19 protein-coding genes are annotated in these 20,304 nt (G+C 54.7%); 16 read left to right on the forward strand and 3 right to left on the reverse strand.

Translation table 11 applies throughout. From position 1 onward, the window contains the following. Positions 1–14 precede the first annotated feature (14 nt). The 7 genes from HGO37_RS21500 to HGO37_RS21530 all read left to right on the forward strand — a co-directional run bounded on the left by HGO37_RS21500 (position 15) and on the right by HGO37_RS21530 (position 7,522). The gene (locus HGO37_RS21500) at positions 15–1,169 is read left to right on the forward strand and encodes a Gfo/Idh/MocA family protein (RefSeq protein ID WP_250985145.1); all 1,155 of its coding nucleotides are present in this window, start codon (positions 15–17) and stop codon (positions 1,167–1,169) included. Beyond that, positions 1,169–1,840 (forward strand): D-lyxose/D-mannose family sugar isomerase, encoded by a 672-nt coding sequence (locus HGO37_RS21505; protein WP_250985146.1) that lies wholly within the window; start codon positions 1,169–1,171, stop codon positions 1,838–1,840. Before HGO37_RS21500 ends, HGO37_RS21505 begins: the two co-directional genes overlap by 1 nt. Then, complete coding sequence (locus HGO37_RS21510) at positions 1,840–2,889, forward strand: carbohydrate kinase family protein (protein WP_250985147.1); 1,050 nt, start codon at positions 1,840–1,842, stop codon at positions 2,887–2,889. The genes HGO37_RS21505 and HGO37_RS21510 overlap by 1 nt, the downstream gene beginning before the upstream one ends. 65 nt (positions 2,890–2,954) lie before the next feature. Continuing rightward, positions 2,955–3,917 carry a substrate-binding domain-containing protein gene (locus HGO37_RS21515; RefSeq protein WP_192489306.1) on the forward strand — a complete coding sequence of 321 codons (963 nt, stop codon included), beginning with the start codon at positions 2,955–2,957 and terminating at the stop codon, positions 3,915–3,917. Positions 3,918–3,990: 73 nt separating this feature from the next. After that, positions 3,991–5,493, forward strand: a complete 1,503-nt coding sequence (locus tag HGO37_RS21520) for a sugar ABC transporter ATP-binding protein (RefSeq protein ID WP_250985148.1) — start codon at positions 3,991–3,993, stop codon at positions 5,491–5,493. Between the two features lie 15 nt (positions 5,494–5,508). Then, entirely contained in the window at positions 5,509–6,495 is a 987-nt protein-coding gene (locus HGO37_RS21525) for an ABC transporter permease (protein WP_192489304.1), read from the forward strand. Between the two features lie 13 nt (positions 6,496–6,508). Continuing rightward, positions 6,509–7,522: a hypothetical protein gene (locus HGO37_RS21530; RefSeq protein WP_250985149.1), complete on the forward strand. Its 1,014-nt coding sequence runs from the start codon at positions 6,509–6,511 to the stop codon at positions 7,520–7,522. Between the two features lie 19 nt (positions 7,523–7,541). Here HGO37_RS21530 and HGO37_RS21535 read toward each other — a convergent pair whose 3' ends face one another. The 3 genes from HGO37_RS21535 to HGO37_RS21545 all read right to left on the reverse strand — a co-directional run bounded on the left by HGO37_RS21535 (position 7,542) and on the right by HGO37_RS21545 (position 10,271). Next, positions 7,542–8,561, reverse strand: coding sequence for a LacI family DNA-binding transcriptional regulator (locus HGO37_RS21535; protein WP_250985150.1), 1,020 nt, complete (start codon positions 8,559–8,561; stop codon positions 7,542–7,544). Between the two features lie 75 nt (positions 8,562–8,636). Then, positions 8,637–8,939, reverse strand: a complete 303-nt coding sequence (locus tag HGO37_RS21540) for a DUF6522 family protein (RefSeq protein WP_250985151.1) — start codon at positions 8,937–8,939, stop codon at positions 8,637–8,639. 105 nt (positions 8,940–9,044) lie between these two features. Then, the gene (locus tag HGO37_RS21545) at positions 9,045–10,271 is read right to left on the reverse strand and encodes a M24 family metallopeptidase (RefSeq protein WP_250985152.1); all 1,227 of its coding nucleotides are present in this window, start codon (positions 10,269–10,271) and stop codon (positions 9,045–9,047) included. A gap of 235 nt (positions 10,272–10,506) precedes the next feature. Between HGO37_RS21545 and HGO37_RS21550 the strand changes: the two genes are divergently transcribed. The 9 genes from HGO37_RS21550 to ntrB all read left to right on the forward strand — a co-directional run bounded on the left by HGO37_RS21550 (position 10,507) and on the right by ntrB (position 20,296). Then, entirely contained in the window at positions 10,507–12,030 is a 1,524-nt protein-coding gene (locus HGO37_RS21550; protein WP_250985153.1) for an ABC transporter substrate-binding protein, read from the forward strand. Between the two features lie 173 nt (positions 12,031–12,203). Further along, entirely contained in the window at positions 12,204–13,169 is a 966-nt protein-coding gene (locus HGO37_RS21555; protein ID WP_352230599.1) for an ABC transporter permease, read from the forward strand. Beyond that, entirely contained in the window at positions 13,166–14,029 is an 864-nt protein-coding gene (locus HGO37_RS21560; protein WP_250985154.1) for an ABC transporter permease, read from the forward strand. Before HGO37_RS21555 ends, HGO37_RS21560 begins: the two co-directional genes overlap by 4 nt. Next, complete coding sequence (locus HGO37_RS21565; protein ID WP_250985155.1) at positions 14,026–14,835, forward strand: ATP-binding cassette domain-containing protein; 810 nt, start codon at positions 14,026–14,028, stop codon at positions 14,833–14,835. The genes HGO37_RS21560 and HGO37_RS21565 overlap by 4 nt, the downstream gene beginning before the upstream one ends. After that, entirely contained in the window at positions 14,832–15,584 is a 753-nt protein-coding gene (locus HGO37_RS21570) for an ABC transporter ATP-binding protein (RefSeq protein WP_250985156.1), read from the forward strand. Before HGO37_RS21565 ends, HGO37_RS21570 begins: the two co-directional genes overlap by 4 nt. Positions 15,585–15,662: 78 nt before the next feature. Beyond that, a complete protein-coding gene (locus tag HGO37_RS21575; protein WP_250985157.1) occupies positions 15,663–16,250 on the forward strand; it encodes an ANTAR domain-containing response regulator in 588 nt (195 codons plus the stop codon). 61 nt (positions 16,251–16,311) lie between these two features. After that, a complete protein-coding gene (locus HGO37_RS21580; protein ID WP_250985158.1) occupies positions 16,312–17,607 on the forward strand; it encodes a CmpA/NrtA family ABC transporter substrate-binding protein in 1,296 nt (431 codons plus the stop codon). A 379-nt stretch (positions 17,608–17,986) separates the two neighbouring features. Further along, positions 17,987–19,285, forward strand: a complete 1,299-nt coding sequence (locus HGO37_RS21585) for a CmpA/NrtA family ABC transporter substrate-binding protein (protein WP_250985159.1) — start codon at positions 17,987–17,989, stop codon at positions 19,283–19,285. A gap of 117 nt (positions 19,286–19,402) precedes the next feature. Beyond that, positions 19,403–20,296, forward strand: a complete 894-nt coding sequence (gene ntrB / locus HGO37_RS21590) for a nitrate ABC transporter permease (RefSeq protein WP_250985160.1) — start codon at positions 19,403–19,405, stop codon at positions 20,294–20,296. Positions 20,297–20,304 lie beyond the last annotated feature (8 nt).

Below are 20,304 nucleotides of genomic sequence, written 5' to 3' on the forward strand. Positions count from 1 at the left end.
AAGGGAGGAATGTTATGACGAAGATTTTCCGCTTCGGCGTTATCGGCTGCGGTCTGATGGGTCGCGAATTTGCAAGTGCGGCCGCGCGTTGGCTGCACTTGGTGGATGCGCAAGCCCGACCTGAAATTGTTGCGGTGTGCGATACGAACACCGCCTTGATGGACTGGTTCAGCGACAACGTACCAACCGTGCGACAGCGCACAACGGACTATAATGAACTGCTGGCTAATCCCGATGTGGATGCCATTTATTGCGCCGTTCCGCATGTCCTGCATGCGGAATTCTACACGGATATCCTGCGGGCAGGCAAACATCTGCTCGGCGAAAAACCATTTGGCATGGATCAGTTACAAAACAGCGAGATCATGAAGGTTTTGGGTGAAAAACCTGAGCTCGTGGTGCGTTGCTCGTCTGAAATGCCGTTTTTTCCTGGTGCGCAGAAAGTCATTGAACTGGCGCGTGGTGGCGAGATGGGTGAGATTCTGGAAGTCGAAGCCGGCTTCCTGCATTCTTCCGACATTGATCGGCAAAAGCCGATCAACTGGAAGCGTATGGAACACATCAACGGCGCCTACGGGTGCATGGGTGATCTTGGCATGCACGTGCTGCATGTACCGCTGCGTCTCGGCTGGCGCCCTTCCACCCTTCACGCACAATTGGTGAAGAAGGTAACGGAACGCCCAGACGGCAAGGGTGGCATTGCACCTTGCACCACTTGGGACAACGCGACTATCAGCGCTCGTGTCACGACGCAGGATCAGGACTTTCCCATGGTGCTGAAAACCTGGCGTATTGCGCCCGGTGAATCCAACACCTGGTATATCCGCATTCTCGGTATGAAAAAGAGCGCCTATTTCAGCACCAAGTCTCCACGCCAGTGGCAGTGGATGGACTATAACGGCGCCAGCCAGGCCTGGAGCACCGAAGATCTCGGATATGGTTCGCTTTTCCCTGCGATAACAGGCAAGATTTTCGAGTTCGGTTTTGCCGACGCCATCCAGCAAATGTGGGCAGCATTCGTTGACGAATTGGCGGGTGGTAATGGCAGAGGTTTCCATTGCGCGACACCGCAAGAAGCCGCTGCACATCATGCCGTGTTGACGGCGGCCTTGCAGTCTGGCCGCGAAAATCGCGTTGTTTCCGTCAATTATGCCGAGGGGGCGTCCTGATGAAGCGCTCCGAAATCAATACGGCCCTCAAATTTGCCGTTGAGATGCTGGATAACTGGAAATGGTCGCTTCCGGTGTGGGGCGACTGGACCGGTGAAACACTTGCAGCCCGACCCGAAGATGCTGCTTATCTGCGCGCTCACCAACTGGGCTGGGATGTGACAGACTTTGGCAGCGGCAAGTTTGCGGAGTGTGGTCTTGTGCTTTTTTGCCTTCGCAACGGCATCGTTGGGCAGGCAGATGAACGCACCTACGCTGAAAAACTGCTGTTCGTTGCCGAAGGGCAAATGACGCCCGCACATCTTCACAAAGCCAAGATGGAAGACATCATCAATCGCGGCGGCGGTACACTGGTGATCGAGTTCTGTGCTGCGAATGAAGATGGTACGTCGAGCAGTGAGGATGTTGTTGTGCTTGTTGACGGCCTGCCACAGCTGTTGGCGCAGTGGGAAGAGCTTGAGCTGTCTCCCGGACAGAGTGTGACGATCCATCCCGGTCTTTACCACCGGTTCTACGGCAAGGCAGGAGACGGACCAGTGCTGGTCGGTGAGGTCAGCCAGGTCAATGACGACCGCAACGATAACTTCTTCCTTGAGCCGATTGGGCGTTTTGCGGACATTGAGGAAGATGAGCCACCCTTCCGGCCGCTCTGGAACGAAGGGGGCGGCTGATGTCTTTGGGGGAGGAGACAAAAAGCGGACATACTGGAGGTATCGTCTGCGCCGGAAATTTCATCGTGGACCGCGTCCATGCTCTTTCCTATTGGCCGGAGCAGGGTAATCTCACGCACATATTGCATCAGGACATCGGCGTTGGTGGTGGAGCCGCCAATGTTGTCACTGATCTTGCTTCGCTTGGTTTTCCCGGCGGGCTTTCTGCAGCCGGCTGCCTTGGTGATGATGCTGATGGCTTGTTTGTCCGCGAACGTCTTGCACAACACGGCATCGATGTTTCAGGCATGGTGTCGTCAGGTGAAGCTGCCACAGCCCATACCCATGTGATGACGGTTCCCGGGCAAAGCCGGACCTTCTTCTACCATGGCGGTGCCAATGATGACCTGACGCAGGCGTCGATCAACACGGCATCCTATGCCCAACAGGGGTATCGCCTTTTTTATCTGGGCTATCTCATGTTGCTGCCGGGGTTGGACAAGCTTGATGGTCATGGCCGCTCCGGTGCCAGTCATCTGCTGGAAGCTGCGCAAAAAGCGGGATTGCTAACCTGCGTGGATTTCGTTTCCAGCGAGGACCCTGCCTTCCAGCGTCAGGTTGGCGTTGCTTTGCCCTATTGCGATTACGTCATCATAAACGAGATTGAAGCCGGGCGGGCAACGGGAATTGCCGTTCGTGACAGTCAAGGCAAGTTGCTCGTTGATGCCGTTCACAAGGCAGGCAATAGTTTGCTGGCAGGTGGCGTGCGGCGTGGCGCAATCATCCATGCACCAGAACTTTCTTTATGGCTTGAGCGTGGATGTGAGGCGATCACAACCTACTCGCTTCCGGTCGCAGTAGAAGATATCGTTAGCCCGGTCGGTGCCGGAGATGCTTTCTGCGCCGCTGTTCTTTACGGCCTGCATGAGGGCTGGCCCTCTGCCAGAATTGCCGCTGTCGCGCATCGTGCGGCGGCCCACTGTCTCGGTGGTGCAACCGCCACCGATGGAATTCCGCATATGTCCGTTCTCGTTGAGGAAACAAAGGAGACGAGACCGGCATTCGGCTAAATCCCGGTTTTTCGCAGAAGGAGTATGCGAAGGCCGGTACCATCAACACAAGGGAGGAGAATAGCATGAAGGCATATCTTAAAGCCGCAGCATTGGGTTTGATTACATCTGTCAGCATGGCGCCAATGCTGGCACAGGCTGCCGACAAACCGGTGGTGGCAAGCATCGTGTTCCAGGGCGACCAGTTCATGAAATCCTTGCAGGCCGGCATGCGCAGTGCGGCCGAAAAGGCCGGTGCGGAAATTCTTGAAATCAATATCGATGGCGATCAGGCCAAGGAAACGCAGGCGATCGATACCTATATCGCCCGCAAGGTGAATGCGATCGTCATTGCCCCGGTGTCTGCCAAGAACTCGGCCGCAGCTCTGAAGCGCGCCCGTGATGCAGGTATTGTGGTGGTTGCCGTAAATGGCGGCCTGACCGATGCCGGTATTGCACAGGCAACATTCTCGACCTCAAACAAGGATCTTGGCATTTCCACCGGCAAGGCGGCAGGCAAGTTCATCACTGAAACTCTGGGCGGTAAGGCAAAGGTTGCCATTTTGGGCTTCAAGTCGCTGTTGCCCGAACAAAGTGGTGAGCGCACAGGGGGCTTCAAGGAAGCTGCAGCTGAAGGCAATACCGTTGATGTCGTGACCGAACAGGACGCATGGCTTCCGGAAAAGGCAGTGTCTGTCGCCACCGACATTCTCACCGCCAATCCTGACGTTAATGTGGTCTACGCGGCCAATGAAGGTGGTACGATTGGTGCCATGCAGGCAGTGCGCAATGCTGGAAAGGCTGGTTCCGTTTATGTCTTCGGTATCGACGGTTCCGAACAGCTTGCCAAAGGCTTGATGGCCAATGACAATGTTTTGCAGGCCGTAACGGCGCAGTCTCCATTCGACATGGGCGCACAGGGTGTCGATTCCGCTCTTTCCATTCTTAAGGGCGACAAGGTGGCTGAACAGACGACCGTTCCGGCTTTGCTGCTGTCACGCGCTGATCCTGACGGCGTGAAGGCCTTTGCCGAAAGCCTCAAGAAGTAAGGAAACGCGCACGGCATAATCAATTTATGCCGTGCGTATTCTCCCACCCTCCAGACAACATAACGGAGAACGTATGTCTTCCGTCCTCGAATTGCGTGGCCTCACCAAGCATTATGGCCGGGTGACGGCGCTCGATGACTTCAACCACTCCTTTGAACGGGGGAAGGTTCACGCCCTGCTTGGTAAAAACGGTTCAGGCAAAAGCACCTTCATCAAGATGATGTCTGGTGCCACCGAACCGACAAGGGGCGAGATCCTTCTGAATGGTGAAGTATGCCGTTTTTCGCGTCCATCCGACGCGCTAGAAGCGGGTATTGTCACGGTTTATCAGGAGCTAAGCCTTGTGCCACATTTGAGTGTGGCCGAGAACATCTTCATGGGACGTTTGCCCAAGCGCAAAGGCACGCCGTTTATTGACTGGCCTGATTTGCGCAAGCGTGCGGCCCAACTGCTGAATGATATGGGGGCGGGTGACATTGATCCGGATATTCCCGCTGGTTCCTTGTCCGTCGGACGCCAGCAGGTCGTGGAAATCGTCAAGGCGATGTCGTTCAAACCGATTGTGCTGCAATTGGACGAACCGACCTCGGCGCTGGCACAGGCTGAAGTCAAACAATTGTTTGAGCTTGTCCGGCGTCTGCGGGATCGCGGTGTGACGATCATCTATATCTCGCATAGACTGGCAGAACTGACCGAGATTGCCGACACGGTAACAGCGCTGCGGGATGGTGTTTTCACGGGCTCCTGCTCGATTGAGGAGGCGACACCTGCGGTTATTCTTGAAATGATGTTTGGGCAAATCCAGCCGGTTCATCGCCCGTTGCACCCCAAAGAGCGGACCAAACCCATCCTTTCGGTGCGCAACCTGTCGCTTGCCCCTTTGCTAAAAGACATTTCCTTCGACCTTTACCCCGGTGAAGTGGTCGGTATTGCGGGAATGCTCGGCTCGGGCAGAACGGAGCTTTTGCGGGCGATCTACGGCGCAGGACCGCATGATGCGGGTGAAATTGTCGTTGATGGCAAAACCGTTTCGAATGTCTCCATCCCTGTCATGAAAGCATTTGGTATCGGCTACACCTCCGAAGACCGCAAGCATGGAGGACTGGCGCAAATTCTGTCCAGTCATGCAAACCTGTGTCTTGCCGCCATGCAGCGCATTGGCAAACTCGGTTTCATAACCACCGGTCGCGAAGACCCTTATGTCAAACGGCAGATCGACAATTTGCTGATCAAGGTTGGCGACCCATCCTTGCCCGTGTCGAGCCTTTCTGGCGGCAACCAGCAGAAAATCGTTGTCGGCAACTGGCTGAATGACGATCCTCGCATACTGCTCTTTGACGAGCCGGGGCGCGGCGTTGACGTGCTGGCCAAACAGCAGATCTACAACATCATCTGGGAACAGGCGACCCGCGGCCTTGCCAGTATTGTGGTCTCCACCGAACTGGAAGATCTGGTCGAATGCTGTGACCGCATCCTCATCTTGCGCGACGGCGTTATCGCCGACGAATTCGTCAATGAGAAGCTTGATCCCAAAACCCTCTATGCCGCCTGCATGGTCCGGCACCAAACCCATTGAATTCAGGAGATTTCCATGACGCTTTCCGGCGGAAAAATCGGAACCTTCGCACGGCGGAACTCCATGCTGATCATCCTCATCGGCCTTTACGTGCTGGTGGCGTTCACCGCACGGGGGTTCATGTCGCTTGATAACCAACTCAATATTTTGCGCACCATCGCCGTGCCTGGCATGATCGCATTTGGCATGACACTGCTGATCATTGTTGGTGAAATCGACCTTTCAGTCGGCTCCATGGTGGCGGCGTCGTCATGTCTTGTCGCGTGGCTGGTGTCATGGATATCAGGCGGTGACTTTGAGCCCGCCATATGGGTCGTTATTGCGGCCTTTGCACTGACATTCGCTTTCGGCGCCGGCATCGGCATCTTTAATGGCTGGTTGAGAAACCGCTTCATGGTGCCGACCTTTATTTCTTCGCTGGCGATGATGGCAACGCTTGCCGGCTTGGCCAATCTGATCACCGACGGAACACCGATCGAGTCCTTCCCGTCATGGTATTATTTCATCGGAAGCGGACGCATATTCCACGTTCCGGTACCGGTATATCTGCTGTTGATTGCCTTTATTATCGCTTACGTTCTGGCCAATTACACCAGCTTTGGACGTTCGGTCTACGCCATCGGTGGTAATGCGGAGGCAGCGCGCCTTTCAGGTCTTGCTGTGAGCCGCACCCGCACCTTGTGCATGATCATTACCAGCCTTTTTGCTGTCACGGGTGGCATCGTTTATTCGTCGCTTCTCAATTCCGGCAATCCGACCATTGCTAAAGGCATGGAATTGGAGGTCATCTCTGCTGTCATCATCGGCGGTGTCAGCCTGTTTGGGGGCAAAGGATCGATATGGGGAGCCTTTGTTGGCGTGTTGTTTTTAGGTGTGCTTTTGAACGCTATGACGTTGTGGGGCTTTAACCCCTACGCGCAGCAGGTGGTTCGTGGCGCACTGATCCTTGGCGCTGTATTCATCAATCTGATCATCGATCGCCCACATGCCGGCCATGGCTGAGGAAGACAAGCACATGCAAAATTTGTCGATGTTATGGGATCGGGGTGAGGCAGCACTGCAAAGTCTGGGCGGCATGCTGGGACCGGTGTCTTTTATCCTCGAGGATGGGCGGTCAGTGTCGCCGTTGCATGTTGCTCCCTGGGCAAATGAGGATATGGCCGATCAACCGGCCATCCTTCAGCGTTTGCGCGGTGTATGGCCTTGCGTGCCATTTGGTGCGGTTCCGGATCGACCACTTCCCGAACGCTGGCGCGAGGCGCAAGGACGCGCCGTCATCTCTGATCCTGCATTCGAGGATCCACGTGGCTTTGGTTCAAACCACCATTGGACCATCTCGGCTGGTGGCGAAGGAGAACTTCTGGCTGAAATTGAATATCCGCAGGCAAGCGTGATCAAATCCCTGCAACGGCGTATTGTAGCTCTGACCGGCAATGCGGGGTTGGAATTTGAGCTGACGATCACGGCGCGGCGCGATTGCGAGATACCTATTGGCCTGCATCCCTGTTTTGTTTTGCCGGAAACGCCTGGTGCCATCAAGCTTCACACCGGTCCGCACAGTGGTGTGTGGACACACCCTCTGGATGAACGCCAGCCATTGTCACGTTTTGCAGAGGATCAATGTTTCGCAGATCTGTCCGTGTTAAAGAGCCGCGACGGCGATGAGGTCGATGCCACCGCTTTGCCATTTGCGGGGCAATCCGAAAATCTTCTTCTGGTGACGGTCGTTGAAGGACGGCTGGTCCTCGATAATCTCGAGCAGAATTATCGCACCGTTCTTGAATGGGACCGTGAAATCTTCCCGAGCCTGATGTTGTGGATTTCCAATCGCGGCCGCAGCCAGCGCCCGTGGCTCAACAGACATCTGGCACTCGGGGCAGAGCCGGTGAGGGCGGCGTTCGATCTGGGGGTCGGCATTTCAGCGGCCTCAAATCCGCTCAATCAGGCTGGTGTGCCAACAGCGTGGCGTTTTACGGCCGGTGAGAGCCTGACGACACGTTATTCGATTTCAGCTTCTGTTCTGCCGTGACCGCAACATTGCCACCGGGTTAAAGCCGTGCAGGCCCGGTGGATTCACGCTCAACCAGCGTAACCGGCAAGCGCAGCACTCCCATGGCTGGAAGGTCCTTTTCCTTGCGGTGTGCATCAATCAATTTTTCCAGCCGCTCGACAGCCTGCAGACCAACCTCACGAATGGGCTGTGCAATAGTGGTAAGGCGCGGCAACATGTGCGACGCTTCCGGCAAATCATCAAAGCCGATTACCGAGTAATCCTGCGGCACAGAGTGCCCCTGATGATGAATGGCATGAATGGCGGCAATCGCGGCAATATCGGTTGTCCCAATCAGCCCCGTTACGTCGGGGCAGTCGCGCAACAGCTGTTGCGCCATTTCGTGGATTTCCGCAAAGCGATGTTCCTCGCCGATTGCTTCCTTGGCGGGCGCAAGTCCGTGAGCGGCAAGTTCCTGGCGCACACCTTCAAGGCGCAGTTGAATAGGCTGGCTGTGACCGGGTGCGCCGATGACGGCGATTTTGCGGTGGCCAAGGTCGAGAAGATGTTTCGCCATCATGCGTCCACCCTCGATATGGTCAGCCATAACAGCATCTTTGGAAATGCCGCTCATTTCGCGGTCAATTCCGACGATTGGAATTTGTGTACTGGCGAGAGAACGGAAATGCGACAGGTCGCCAAAGGCGCTTGCAACGATGACGCCATCGACACGCTGCGACAACAGCATGGAAATGTAGCGTTCTTCATGTTCACGGTTTTCAGCGGTGCTGCAAATCAGCGTCTGATAGCCCCGTTCAAAAAGCTGTTGTTCGATGCTGTGGGCAAGAATACCAAAAAACGGCAGATCGATTGATGGCAACAGCAAACCAATCATGCGGCTTGGTTCGCCGCGCAACATGCGCGCCCCCTTGCTCGGCGTGTAGTTGAGTTCCTTGATTGCCGCTTCGACCTTTTCACGCACATCTGCGGACGTGTAGCCGCTGTTGTTCAGCACGCGCGAGACTGAGGTAACGGAGGTTCCCGCCAATTTGGCAATGGTTCTAATGCTTGTTTTCACGTCGATGGGTTCCATACCCAGAGGGTATTCAGTCAATACTTGGAAAAGGCGATGTTCACAAGTTTTATCAGTGCCTTATCGTGACTGAGGTGACACGAAACGGATGGTCTCGTCATGTAATTCGCCATCGATCCCCAGTATGGCCCGCCACTGCCGGTTGCCACACCGCAAGGTAAGCCGCCAGGTGTTGGCGTCAGTGTCGCGACCTTCCTCGACCAGGCTGTGAACGAGGTTGCGCCGCATCAAGTCGCGCACGGCATTTTCCTGCAGGCCGAAGCGGCTGGCAATGAATTCTGCATCGAGAATGAAGTTTCCGTCTTCATCGCGCTTTGCAGAAGGGGCTTTTTTGTCAGGTGATACTGTTGGAGGCTGGCTCATGGTGGCTGGTGATTTCCGCACAAATGGCGTTGGTTGCTTGCCTTTGAGGATAATGCGCAGATGCGTGATGCGCCAGTGACCGACTGACGCATCAATTCCTGAATTTCAAACGATCGATACGAGCTCGCGAGAAAGACGGTTCATGGTTTCTGCGCCAGTTGATGTGATCAGGAATTGCTCCTCAATCATCAGCGCACCCAGGCCGTTGGCATAAAATGGCGCTTCCAATGCCAGCACCATATTGGGTTCTATGGTGATGTCATTGCCATGCGAAATAAATGGCCATTCTTCGATGCCAACTGCGGCGCCAACCGAGTGGCCGAAATGGCCGCGATAATATTCTTCAAAGCCGAGCTTGCGCATGTTTGCCAACATGACTGCGTGGGCCTGACCGAATGTATTGCCGGGTTTGAGTGCGTCCACCCCGATAAGAAACGTTTCAAGCAACGCCTTGTAGACTTCGCTGGCGAGTGGTGAGGGCTGACCAAAGACGAATGTTCGCGCGCCATCGGATGAGTATCCGCAGACGAGCGTACCGACATCGGCCTTTATCAGGTCGCCGTCTTTAACGGTTGCTGCCATGTTCTGCAGATCTGCGCCGATGGAGATGTAATCCCAGTGTCCTGAAAGAACCTCACCATTGGCGATCGCTGCTTCTGTCGCACCTGTGAGCCATGCGGTGGACAAATCCTTGAGGCTGGAGCCAGATTTTGCTGACTTTGCCAGCAGTTGCAGCCCGGCTTCCGCATAGGATGCAGCATTGCGCAAACGCTGGATTTCAGGGGGATTCTTGATCATCCGCAGCCGTTTGACGATGCCGGACGCGTCCTGCCAGTTGACTGTCGGGATCGTCTTTTTCAGTTTCGCAAAATCGGCTGCGGGCATGAACTCGAGATCGACACCGAGGCGTGCATGATCGAGACCACGCTCCTTTATGATGTCGGCCAGAAGCTGAAAACATGCCTGTTGGTCAAAGGTTTCAGGCCTCGGCCCAATATTATTGCTGTTGCGATAGGCCGCATTGATGTCTGAAACCGAGGTCGTCTCATGAAGTGACACGGCATCGATCCAGATGCGGTGTGAACGCAGATCGATCGATTGGCGCAAATTGCCTTTACCGGCAAAAACATGGTCGCTGACGACTGCGGCGAGCCTCGATGTGCTGTCGGCCGGGACCAGTGCGATAGCCGAGCCCGCACGCCCCCACATGGTGGCAACGCCCGCGCTTATGCCGGTCGCATAACGGAAGGTTTCCGGCTGGAATAAAACCATGCCGTCCAGCCCCGAGGCGCCCAGCAGTTGCTGCGCCCGTTCGCGATCCATATCCGCCATAATGTCCTCTTGTCGTCGATTCCAGATTTGATGGAGTGAAGTTTATCCTGTCCGACGAAAACATGCTTCTGCCAATTTAGCAAAAAATCTCTGCGTAATGATCTTTAATCGAGATAAATTTCTATGAAACAATTATAAATAGGTGTTCAGCCAGATATCGATCCTATCGGCGTGATTGTATAATCTCTGTCGACGGCAAGCCACAACAGGCAGCAATTTCGAACAGGAGAATGATATGAGCGGTTTCAAAACCCGCAACGGCACCATGAAACACACCAACCGGGCTGTAGCGACCGCACTTGCGATCGTGCTTGGAGCTGGCGTGTTCACCCATGCGTTTGCTGCTGAAAACAATCCGGATGCCACAATCAATATCGGTTCGCTCTATGAGCCGCAAAACCTTGATAACACCGCCGGTGCCGGTCAGGGTATCAACGAAGCCTTCAATGGCAACGTTTATGAAGCGCTTTTCCGCCTTGATGATGATGGCTCCGTACAGCCCGCCCTGTCGAAAGAGTTCACTGCAAGCGAAGATGGTCTGACATACACCTTCAAACTTCAGCCTGGTGTGACCTTCCATTCGGGTGCGCCGCTGACCTCGAAGGACGTCAAGTTCTCTATTGAACGCGTTGCTGCGCCGGAATCGAAAAGCTCGCGCAAGAACAGCCTGAAGACAATTGCCGGTATCGAAACCCCTGACGATGAAACGGTTGTCATCAAGCTGTCGTCGCGCTCGATCTCGCTGCCGTATAATCTCAGCTATGTCTGGATCGTCAATGATGACGCGACGGACCTGCAGGCGAAAGAAGACGGTACCGGTCCATATGCGCTCGAAGATTGGCGTCGCGGTTCATCGCTGGCCATCAAACGCTTTGACAAGTACTGGGGCGAAAAGCCGAAAAATGGCGAAGTTGTTTTTCAGTATTTCACGGAAGCGACTGCTCTTAACAATGCCTTGCTGACCGGTTCGGTGGACGTCATCACATCGGTACAGAGCCCGGATTCTCTGGCGCAGTTCAAGGATAATCCTGACTTTACCGTCAGCGAAGGCAAGTCCACCACCAAGCTTTTGCTTGCCTATAATGACCGCGTTGCACCATTCGACAACGTCAAGGTTCGCAAGGCGCTCGCCCGCGCAATTGATGATGAAAAGCTGCTCAAGGCCGTTTGGGGTGATTATGGTACTCTGATCGGTTCCTTCGTACCGCCAACCGATCCATGGTATGTCGATCTGACCAAAGTTGATGCCTATAATCCTGACAGCGCCAAGGAATTGTTGAAGGAAGCCGGCTATCCCGATGGCTTCACCTTCACAATCGACACGCCGAACTACGACCCGCATCCGATTGCTGCCCAGTTTATCCAGAGCGAACTGGCCAAGGTGGGCGTGAAGGTCAACATCAACATCATTACCGCCAATGAGTGGTACACAAAAATCTACAAGGCGCATGATTTCCAGGCGACCCTGCAGGAGCACGTGAACCACCGTGATATCGTGTTCTACGGTAACCCGGACTTCTACTGGGGTTATAACAACCCTCAGGTTGTTGATCTGATCAAGCAGGCGGAAGCCAGTGCAACGACCGATGAACAGACCGCAAAACTGACCGAAGCAAACAAGATCATTGCTGAAGATGCAGCCAGCAACTGGTTCTATCTCTATCCGCAGATTGTTGTTTCGAAAAAGTCGGTCGGCGGTTATTCGCTGAACGGATTGAACTCGCAGTTCTTCGCTTACGACATCACCAAAGCCGAATAAGCAGAGAAACTCTATACTCGACACAGAACGCCGCCTGAATTATTTTCCGGCGGCGTTGCTGCGTTTGCTGTAATCCGTTGATCTTGTATAAGGAAATGGTCAGAAGCAAACTGTGAAATGTCAGCCGATGAGCGGACCGGACGTCGGCAGCTCATGCTTGAGAGGTAAGCGTCATATTTTCCTATCTTGTTCGCCGCTCGGCCATTCTGGTCCTGTCGGTTGTTATCGCTTCTCTCGTCCTGTTTCTTTTGCTGCGGCTGCTGCCGGGTGATCCTGCCAATGCGCTTGTTTCTGTCGGTGCCGATGCCGTGCAGATTGAGGCAGCACGCCGGCAAGTTGGTTCCGATCTGCCACTTTACGAGCAGTTTTTGCGCTTCATCAGCAGTCTTGCACGCTTTGACCTTGGAAACTCATTCGTCAGTGGTGCGCCCGTGCTGTCTGAAATCGGCAAGCGGTTGATTGTGACCGTACCGCTCACGTTGATGGCGTTTTTTGTTGCGATCGCGATCGCTGTTCCGCTCGGGATTTTGTCGGTGGTGCGTCAGAACCGCTGGTATGGGACGGTGATATCCGTCGTTTCACAGCTCGGTATCGCGGTTCCAGTCTTCTGGATCGGCATTCTGCTGGTCGGCATTTTTGCGGTTAACCTGCGGCTGTTTCCATCGGGCGGCTTTCCGTCTCGTGGATGGCAAACCGCGCCTGCCGCGTTTCAATCCCTTGTGCTGCCCGTTGCGACCATCGCCATCGTCATGTCAGCCTCTTTGATCCGCTATGTTCGTTCTGCGACGCAGGATGTGCTGGGCAGTGATTATCTGCGCACCGCACGTGCGCTCGGAGCGACGTTTTCGCAGGCGCTGATCCGCCACGGAATTCGAAACGGCGCTGTGCCGGTCATTTCCATTATCGGTATGGAAATGGCGTCCACATTGCTTGGCGCTGTGGTGGTTGAGCGGGTGTTTTCGCTTCCCGGCCTCGGCTCCATGCTGCTTTTAGGCATTGAGCAGCGCGATTATCCGAATGTTCAGGGCGTGCTTTTTATCTCGACATTGTTGGTGCTGCTTGTCGGTTTTGCGGCTGATCTGGCGCAACGAATTATTGATCCGCGATTGCGCAATCGTGTAGCAGGAGGTGGTGCATGAGCGATCATCATATGACCCTTCCTGTGGAGACAGCCGAAGCGAAGATAAAACTGCCATTGCCGCTGCTGATTGGTGGTCTGTTTGTCGGGTTGCATCTGGCAATCGCGCTTCTGTCACTGTTTTGGACACCTTACGGTGTCAGCGACATGGTGGGTGGGAGGCTTGAAGGTCCATCGCTCATTCATTGGGCGGGAACCGACAGGCTGGGCCGCGACCTGATGACACAAATCATGATTGGCTCGCGGATCGCTCTGATCGTCGGCTGTGGTGCGGTTGCCATCAGTGCATTGATCGGGGTGACAATTGGCATACTCTCGGCATTTGCAACGCAGACACTGGATGATGTGCTGGCCGCGACGCTTGATATTCTGATTGCCTTTCCGACACTGCTTCTGGCCATGCTGATTGTCGCCTCAAGCGATGGAGCAAGCCTTTGGACCGCAATCCTTGCCATCGGTATTGCCGGTTCGGCCATTGTCGCCAGACTGACCCGCATTCTGGCAAAGCGTGTCTTGGCGATGGATTACATAACGGCCTCCAGAATATCTGGAACCTCGTGGCTGGGCACCGTTCGTATTCACGTCCTTCCCAACATCTGGCCGACATTGATCGTCAATTTTGCCCTGCAATTCGGCTTGGCCGTCATTGCGGAGGCGTCGCTTTCCTATCTTGGACTTGGCGCGCCACCCCCCAATGCATCGTGGGGAAGATTGCTGCAGGAAGCACAGGCATCCGTTTATACAGCACCTTTTGGTGCCATTGCTCCCGGTCTTGCTCTTGTGTCTCTGGTGATTGGGTTGAACCTGTTTGCCGATGGCCTGCGTGATGCGGCAGATCCAACACGCAGGAGACAGAGATGAGCATTTTGCTGTCGGTTGAAAATCTTGAAATCGAAACCGCAGGCCGCAAGCTGGTTTCCGGCATCTCCTTCTCGATCTCACAGGGTGAACGGGTTGGACTTATTGGTGAGTCCGGCTCGGGCAAATCATTGACGGCGCTTGCTGCTATGGGTCTGCTGACCGACGCCATGCGAGCAAGCGGCTCCATTATCCTTGATGGACAACAGGTGATCGGGGCGAAAGACCGTGATCTCGTGCCTCTGCGCGGCAACAGCGTGGCGGCGGTATTTCAGGAGCCGATGACAGCGCTTGATCCATTGATGCGAATTGGTGACCAAGTCGCAGAAGTCGTATCTCGCCGTGCTTTACGTGATCGGCAGAGAGCTTCGAAGGCCGAGATTCACAAACGGGTTGTGGCGTTGCTGGAGCGCGTTGCATTGCCGGATCCGGAGCGGATTGCTGCGTCATGGCCGCATGAAATCTCCGGCGGCCAACGGCAGCGTGCGGCGATCGCAATGGCCTTGGCCTGCCGCCCCAAGCTGCTGATTGCGGATGAACCGACAACTGCACTTGATGTCACAACGCAGGCCGAAATCCTGAAACTGCTTGAGGCGCTGGTGCGGGATGAAGGCATGGGGCTGCTGTTTATCAGTCACGACTTGCCAGTTGTTGCGACGGTAACAGAACGCGCACTTGTTTTGCGGCAAGGAGAGTTGATTGAGCAAGGACCGGTAGGATCCCTGTTTTCCCAACCCGCGCATCCTTATACGCAGGGGTTGGTTGCCGCTGCCCGTGCCTTTGATAAGGCGTTGGAGATTGCGTCATGAGCCTGCTGAATTTGTCCAATGTGTCGTTTTCCTACACCGCAGGAAAACCGGTGTTGTATGATATCAACCTGACGCTGGCGGCTGGCAGCAATCTGGGAATTGTTGGCGAATCCGGTTCAGGTAAGACAACCATGCTGAAGCTGTTGCTTGGGCTTCAGCGAGCGTCTGCTGGACAGGTTTCTTTCCGCGGAGAGGCGCTTGATATTAAAAATAGCGGTTTCATGCGTGGCTTTCGTCGCAGCGTGCAGGCCGTGTTTCAGGATCCCTATTCGTCGCTTGATCCTCGTCAGCGTGTGTTCGACATTATTGCCGAACCACTGCGTTCTCTCAAAATCGAAACAGATATCATGCAGGCTGTGTCGCAGGCTCTGGCAGCGGTTGACCTGCCTGCGGATGCGCTCAGACGTTATCCTCATGAATTTTCCGGTGGTCAGCGTCAACGTATTGCGATTGCCCGTGCGATTGTCTCAAACCCCGATCTCATTATCGCCGACGAGGTCGTCAGTGCCCTCGATCTTTCCACGCGCGCACGTATCATCGAGTTGCTGCGTGACCTATCAAAACGCATGACTTTTGTGGTGGTGTCGCATGATATTGCGCTGGTTGCTTTGCTGTGTGACCAGCTGATCGTGCTTGAAAAGGGCAGGATAGTGGAGCAGGGCGCAACACGCGATATTCTGGCGAACCCTTCGCATATCTATACGCAAAATCTACTCGCCAGCACACCTCGCATGCCAAAGGCGGGTTGAGCTCTTCCGAAGATCAATTTCCTGAACTGCTCTGCAGGGGGATTGCGAAACGTGCTGCGCTGCGTCATGAATTGCGCCATGACGCATCTGGACCTCACAATCCTAGTTATCGACGAAAACGCTATCCGCGCTTCTATTATCGAGGAAGGGCTTCGAGAGGCAGGGCACAGCCGCGTCACAGTGATTCATGAGGTCCATGGCGTGGCGCGCACAATCGAAACGTTGCGCCCGGATGTGATTGTTATCGATATAGAAAATCCTAATCGCGATATGATGGAACATCTGTTCCAGTTGACGCGCACCGTTGGACGGCCGATTGCGATGTTTGTGGACCGCTCAGATACGGCCTCTATCGAGGCGGCCGTCGAAGCCGGTGTTTCTGCCTATATTGTCGATGGATTGAAGAAGGAACGGGTCAAGCCGATCCTTGATATGGCTGTCAGCCGCTTCAATGCCTTCAGCCGTTTGCAGCGTGAATTGGCGGAAGCCAAATCGGCGCTGGTAGATCGCAAGGTTGTTGAGCGCGCCAAGGGTGTTTTGATGAAAATGCGCGGTCTTTCCGAAGAGGAAGCTTTTGCGTTGCTGCGTCAGACGGCCATGAACGAGAAAAAGAAGTTGTCTGAAATTGCGCAAAGCGTGGTTACGGCTGCCGGTTTGCTGATGTGATGTCTACAGGTTTTGGTCCTGGGCATCAGCGCAAATTGACGGTAGATGTGGAGTTAATGGCATGACGGCAAACGGCAATAAAACCGAAGGGCAGAGCAACGGTGATACGTCACACGTTGCTCCGGCATTGATCGGCAATGACCGGCAGCGCACGCTACGCGCCGGGTTCATTCCCCTTGTTGATGCTTCTGTGCTGATTGCTGCCGCAGAATTTGGCTTTGCTGCCAAAGAGGGGCTGACCCTTGATCTAGTGAAGGATGTTTCATGGGCAAATGTGCGTGACAGGCTGGCGTTTCGGCAGTTTGATATTGCGCATATGCTTTCTCCCATGCCGGTCGCGTCCATGCTTGGCCTCGGCTCAAACCCGTCGCCGACCATCACGCCGTTTTCTCTGGGACGTGGCGGTAACGCGATTACGCTATCCAGTCGGCTTTTTGTCAAAATGCGCGAAGCGACCGGACTTTCGGAAACGGCAAGCGCTCTGGAAAACGCTGTCGCACTGAAGCGGGTTCTTGAAACCATGCGTGAGCAAGGTGAGCCACAGCCAACTTTTGGCGTAACCTATCCGTTCTCGTCGCACAATTATGAGTTCCGATACTGGCTGGCAGCTGGCGGCATCGATCCTGATCTTGATGTGAAGCTTGTTGTCGTGCCGCCGCCACTAACCTCGGATGCGTTGGCTGCAGGTGCTATTGATGGATTTTGTGTCGGTGCGCCATGGAACATGGTGGCGTGTGAGCGTGGTGTAGGCAAAATTGTCGCCGCCAAGCAGGACATCTGGCCCTCTGCGCCTGAAAAGGTCATTGGCATGCGCCCTGAATGGGCAGAAACGCAGCAGGAATGTGTGGCGAGACTGCTGGTCGCATTGGATGCGGCGGCGCGGTGGTGCGATGTGCCTGACAACCATGATGCGCTCAGCAGTGTGCTGGCTGACCCGCGCTACATCGGCACTTCGTCTGAGATTTTACGGCATGTATTGGCGGGCGAGTTCAACATTGATGATCGCGGCAACCGTCGGGTCATCAGCCGTTATTTCACCTTCCATGGTGACCATGCCAACTATCCCCGGCAGAGCCAGGCCCTGTGGATTTATAGCCAGATGATCCGCTGGGGGCAGACGAGGTTTTCATCGCAAGGTGCGGATGCCTGTGCATCTGCCTACCGCCCGGATATTTATCGTGCCGCGCTCGGCGACAGCAATGTACCGTCTGATGCTGATATTCGCGTTGAAGGTGCTGATGCTGATGATCGTTTCATGGACGGACATGTATTCGATCCGGCGTCCATTGAAAGCTACGTAGAGGCATTCGCGGTGCGCCGGAAAACCGGCGAACTTGCACGTCGCGATCACGAATAAAATCTGCCAGCTGCACAAACGCTGCCCAAAACTGATTTCGTACTTTGCAGCAATTGCATAAATAACGCCCTATTCTTGTGCGGCCTAAAAAATAGGCGATTGAATTTTCATTCAAAATAATCGTTTGAATACAGCGCTTTGTTGTCCGTTTTTCGAACTGGCACGCTGATTGCTTTGTATTTTGCGCAGCGGTCAATGGAGATCGCGGCAAGCTGGGTGCGGGATATGCACCCACAGAAGACACGGACGTCGCAAGGTTTTGCTGCCCGGGACATTGGATCCTGATGGCGCAATATCCGAGCGGCGTTTTTTTATTTCCGGATTTTTTTCGCAAGAAACAAACCACCGTTCCGGTGGTCACCAAAAGGGGAACATGCGAATGAAAAATATACTCACGGGTTCTGTCAGTCGCCGCGGCCTTTTGAAAACCACAGCAACCGCTGCCCTGATTACGGCGGTCCGGTCAGCATTTCCATCCGGAGCCTTTGCTGCCGCTGCCACTCCGGAAGTAACGGGAGCAAAGCTTGGTTACATCGCCCTGACGGATGCCGCTCCTTTGGTGGTGGCAGCGGAAAAAGGTCTGTTTGCCAAACATGGCATGCCGGATGTTGAGGTTATCAAGCAGGCGTCCTGGGGTGCGACCCGCGATAATCTGGTGCTGGGTGGTGCCTCTAACGGCATTGATGGCGCGCATATTCTGACGCCCATGCCTTATCTCATGCATACCGGTAAGGTAACGCAAAACAATGTGCCGGTGCCGATGGCAATTCTTGCTCGCCTCAACCTTGATAGTCAGGGCATTTCGGTCGCCAAGGAATATGCCGAAACCGGTGTCCAGCTGGATGCTTCGAAATTGAAGGCAGCGTTTGAAAAAAAGAAAGCTGAAGGCAAGGAAATCAAGGCCGCCATGACGTTCCCTGGTGGAACACACGATCTGTGGATCCGCTATTGGCTGGCTGCAGGTGGTATTGATCCCGACAAGGACGTGTCCACCGTTGTCGTTCCTCCTCCGCAGATGGTCGCCAATATGAAGGTTGGCAACATGGATGTTTTCTGTGTTGGCGAACCGTGGAATGAGCAGCTCGTCAATCAGGGTATCGGCTTCACAGCCTGTACCACCGGTGAATTGTGGAAAGGACATCCTGAAAAGGCGCTCGGCATGCGTGCCGATTGGGTCGAGAAAAATCCAAATGCTGCAAAGGCCCTGCTCATGGCCGTGATGGAGGCGCAGCAGTGGTGCGACAGCATGGACAACAAGGATGAGATGTCGACGATCCTTGGCAAGCGTCAATGGTTTAACGTGCCCCCGAAAGATGTTTTGGGCCGCCTAAAAGGCGACATCAACTACGGCAATGAACGTATCGTTCACGGCAGTGATCTCTATATGAAGTTCTGGAAAGACGGTGCGTCTTATCCATACAAGAGCCACGACACGTGGTTCATTGCTGAAAATGCCCGCTGGGGCAAGTTTGCACCAGACACTGATATCAAGGCGCTGGTCGATCAGGTCAACCGCGAGGACCTGTGGCGGGAAGCAGCGCAAGCGCTTGGCGTCGCTGCTGCCGATATTCCTGCCTCACCTTCGCGTGGCAAGGAAACATTCTTCGACGGCAAGGTCTTCGATCCGGAAAACCCATCATCCTATCTCGAAAGTCTCAGCATCAAAGTTGCCTCCTGAGGAGGAGAGCGGGGATATGTCATGCCTGAGCGTCGCACCCTTTCGTTCCCCTCTTGGGTGCGGTCAGAACGGCGGGCATATCCCCACGGCATACAATTGATTTTAAAGGAATAATTCATGTCTGCATTGGCCCGTGAATTGCAACCGCAACCGGAAAAGCCGAAGATTTCCAAGGCGACGGTCGTGACACTGACGACGAAGCCCGCTTCGCGTTTTCGGTTTGACCAAATTGGTGTAGCTGCTGCACGCAATACACTGCCTCCTCTGGTGGTCTTGGTGATGATGCTGGGGATCTGGCAGTTTCTCTGTTCTGCCCCCGGTGCGACCTTGCCGCCTCCCAGCCAGGTTTTTCAGGAAAGCTATGACCTGATTGCCTATCCGTTCTTCAATTACGGCTCGCAGGATATCGGTCTTGGCTGGCGTGTCCTGGTGTCGCTGGAGCGTGTCGCTTACGGATTTGGTCTTGCCGCGATTGCCGGCGTCGTGGTCGGTGCTGTCATCGGACAATCGATATGGGCCATGCGGGGTCTCGATCCAATCTTTCAGGTGCTGCGGACAGTACCGCCGCTTGCTTGGCTTCCGCTTTCGCTTGCTGCGTTTCAAGACAGTAATCCATCGGCAATTTTTGTGATTTTCATCACGTCAATCTGGCCGGTCATCATCAATACGGCCGTGGGTGTGCGTAACATTCCGCAGGACTATCGCAACGTCGCCAAGGTGTTGCGGCTCAATCAACTCGAATTCTTCTTCAAGATTATGTTGCCGTCCGCCGCGCCCTACATTTTCACCGGGCTTCGCATTGGTGTTGGCCTGTCATGGCTGGCTATTGTTGCAGCCGAGATGCTGACGGGTGGTGTCGGTATTGGCTTCTTCATCTGGGATGCGTGGAATTCATCCCGGCTGCCCGACATCATCGTCGCGTTGGCATATATCGGTGTGGTTGGTTTTGTCCTCGACAAGCTGGTGGCCGCACTTGGAAAATTCATCACCCGTGGCGCCGCGGCAAATTGAGGAGCCCA

Origin of the sequence: Rhizobium sp. CG4 (assembly GCF_023701965.1) — a bacterium.
In the GTDB taxonomy this organism is placed as follows: domain Bacteria; phylum Pseudomonadota; class Alphaproteobacteria; order Rhizobiales; family Rhizobiaceae; genus Agrobacterium.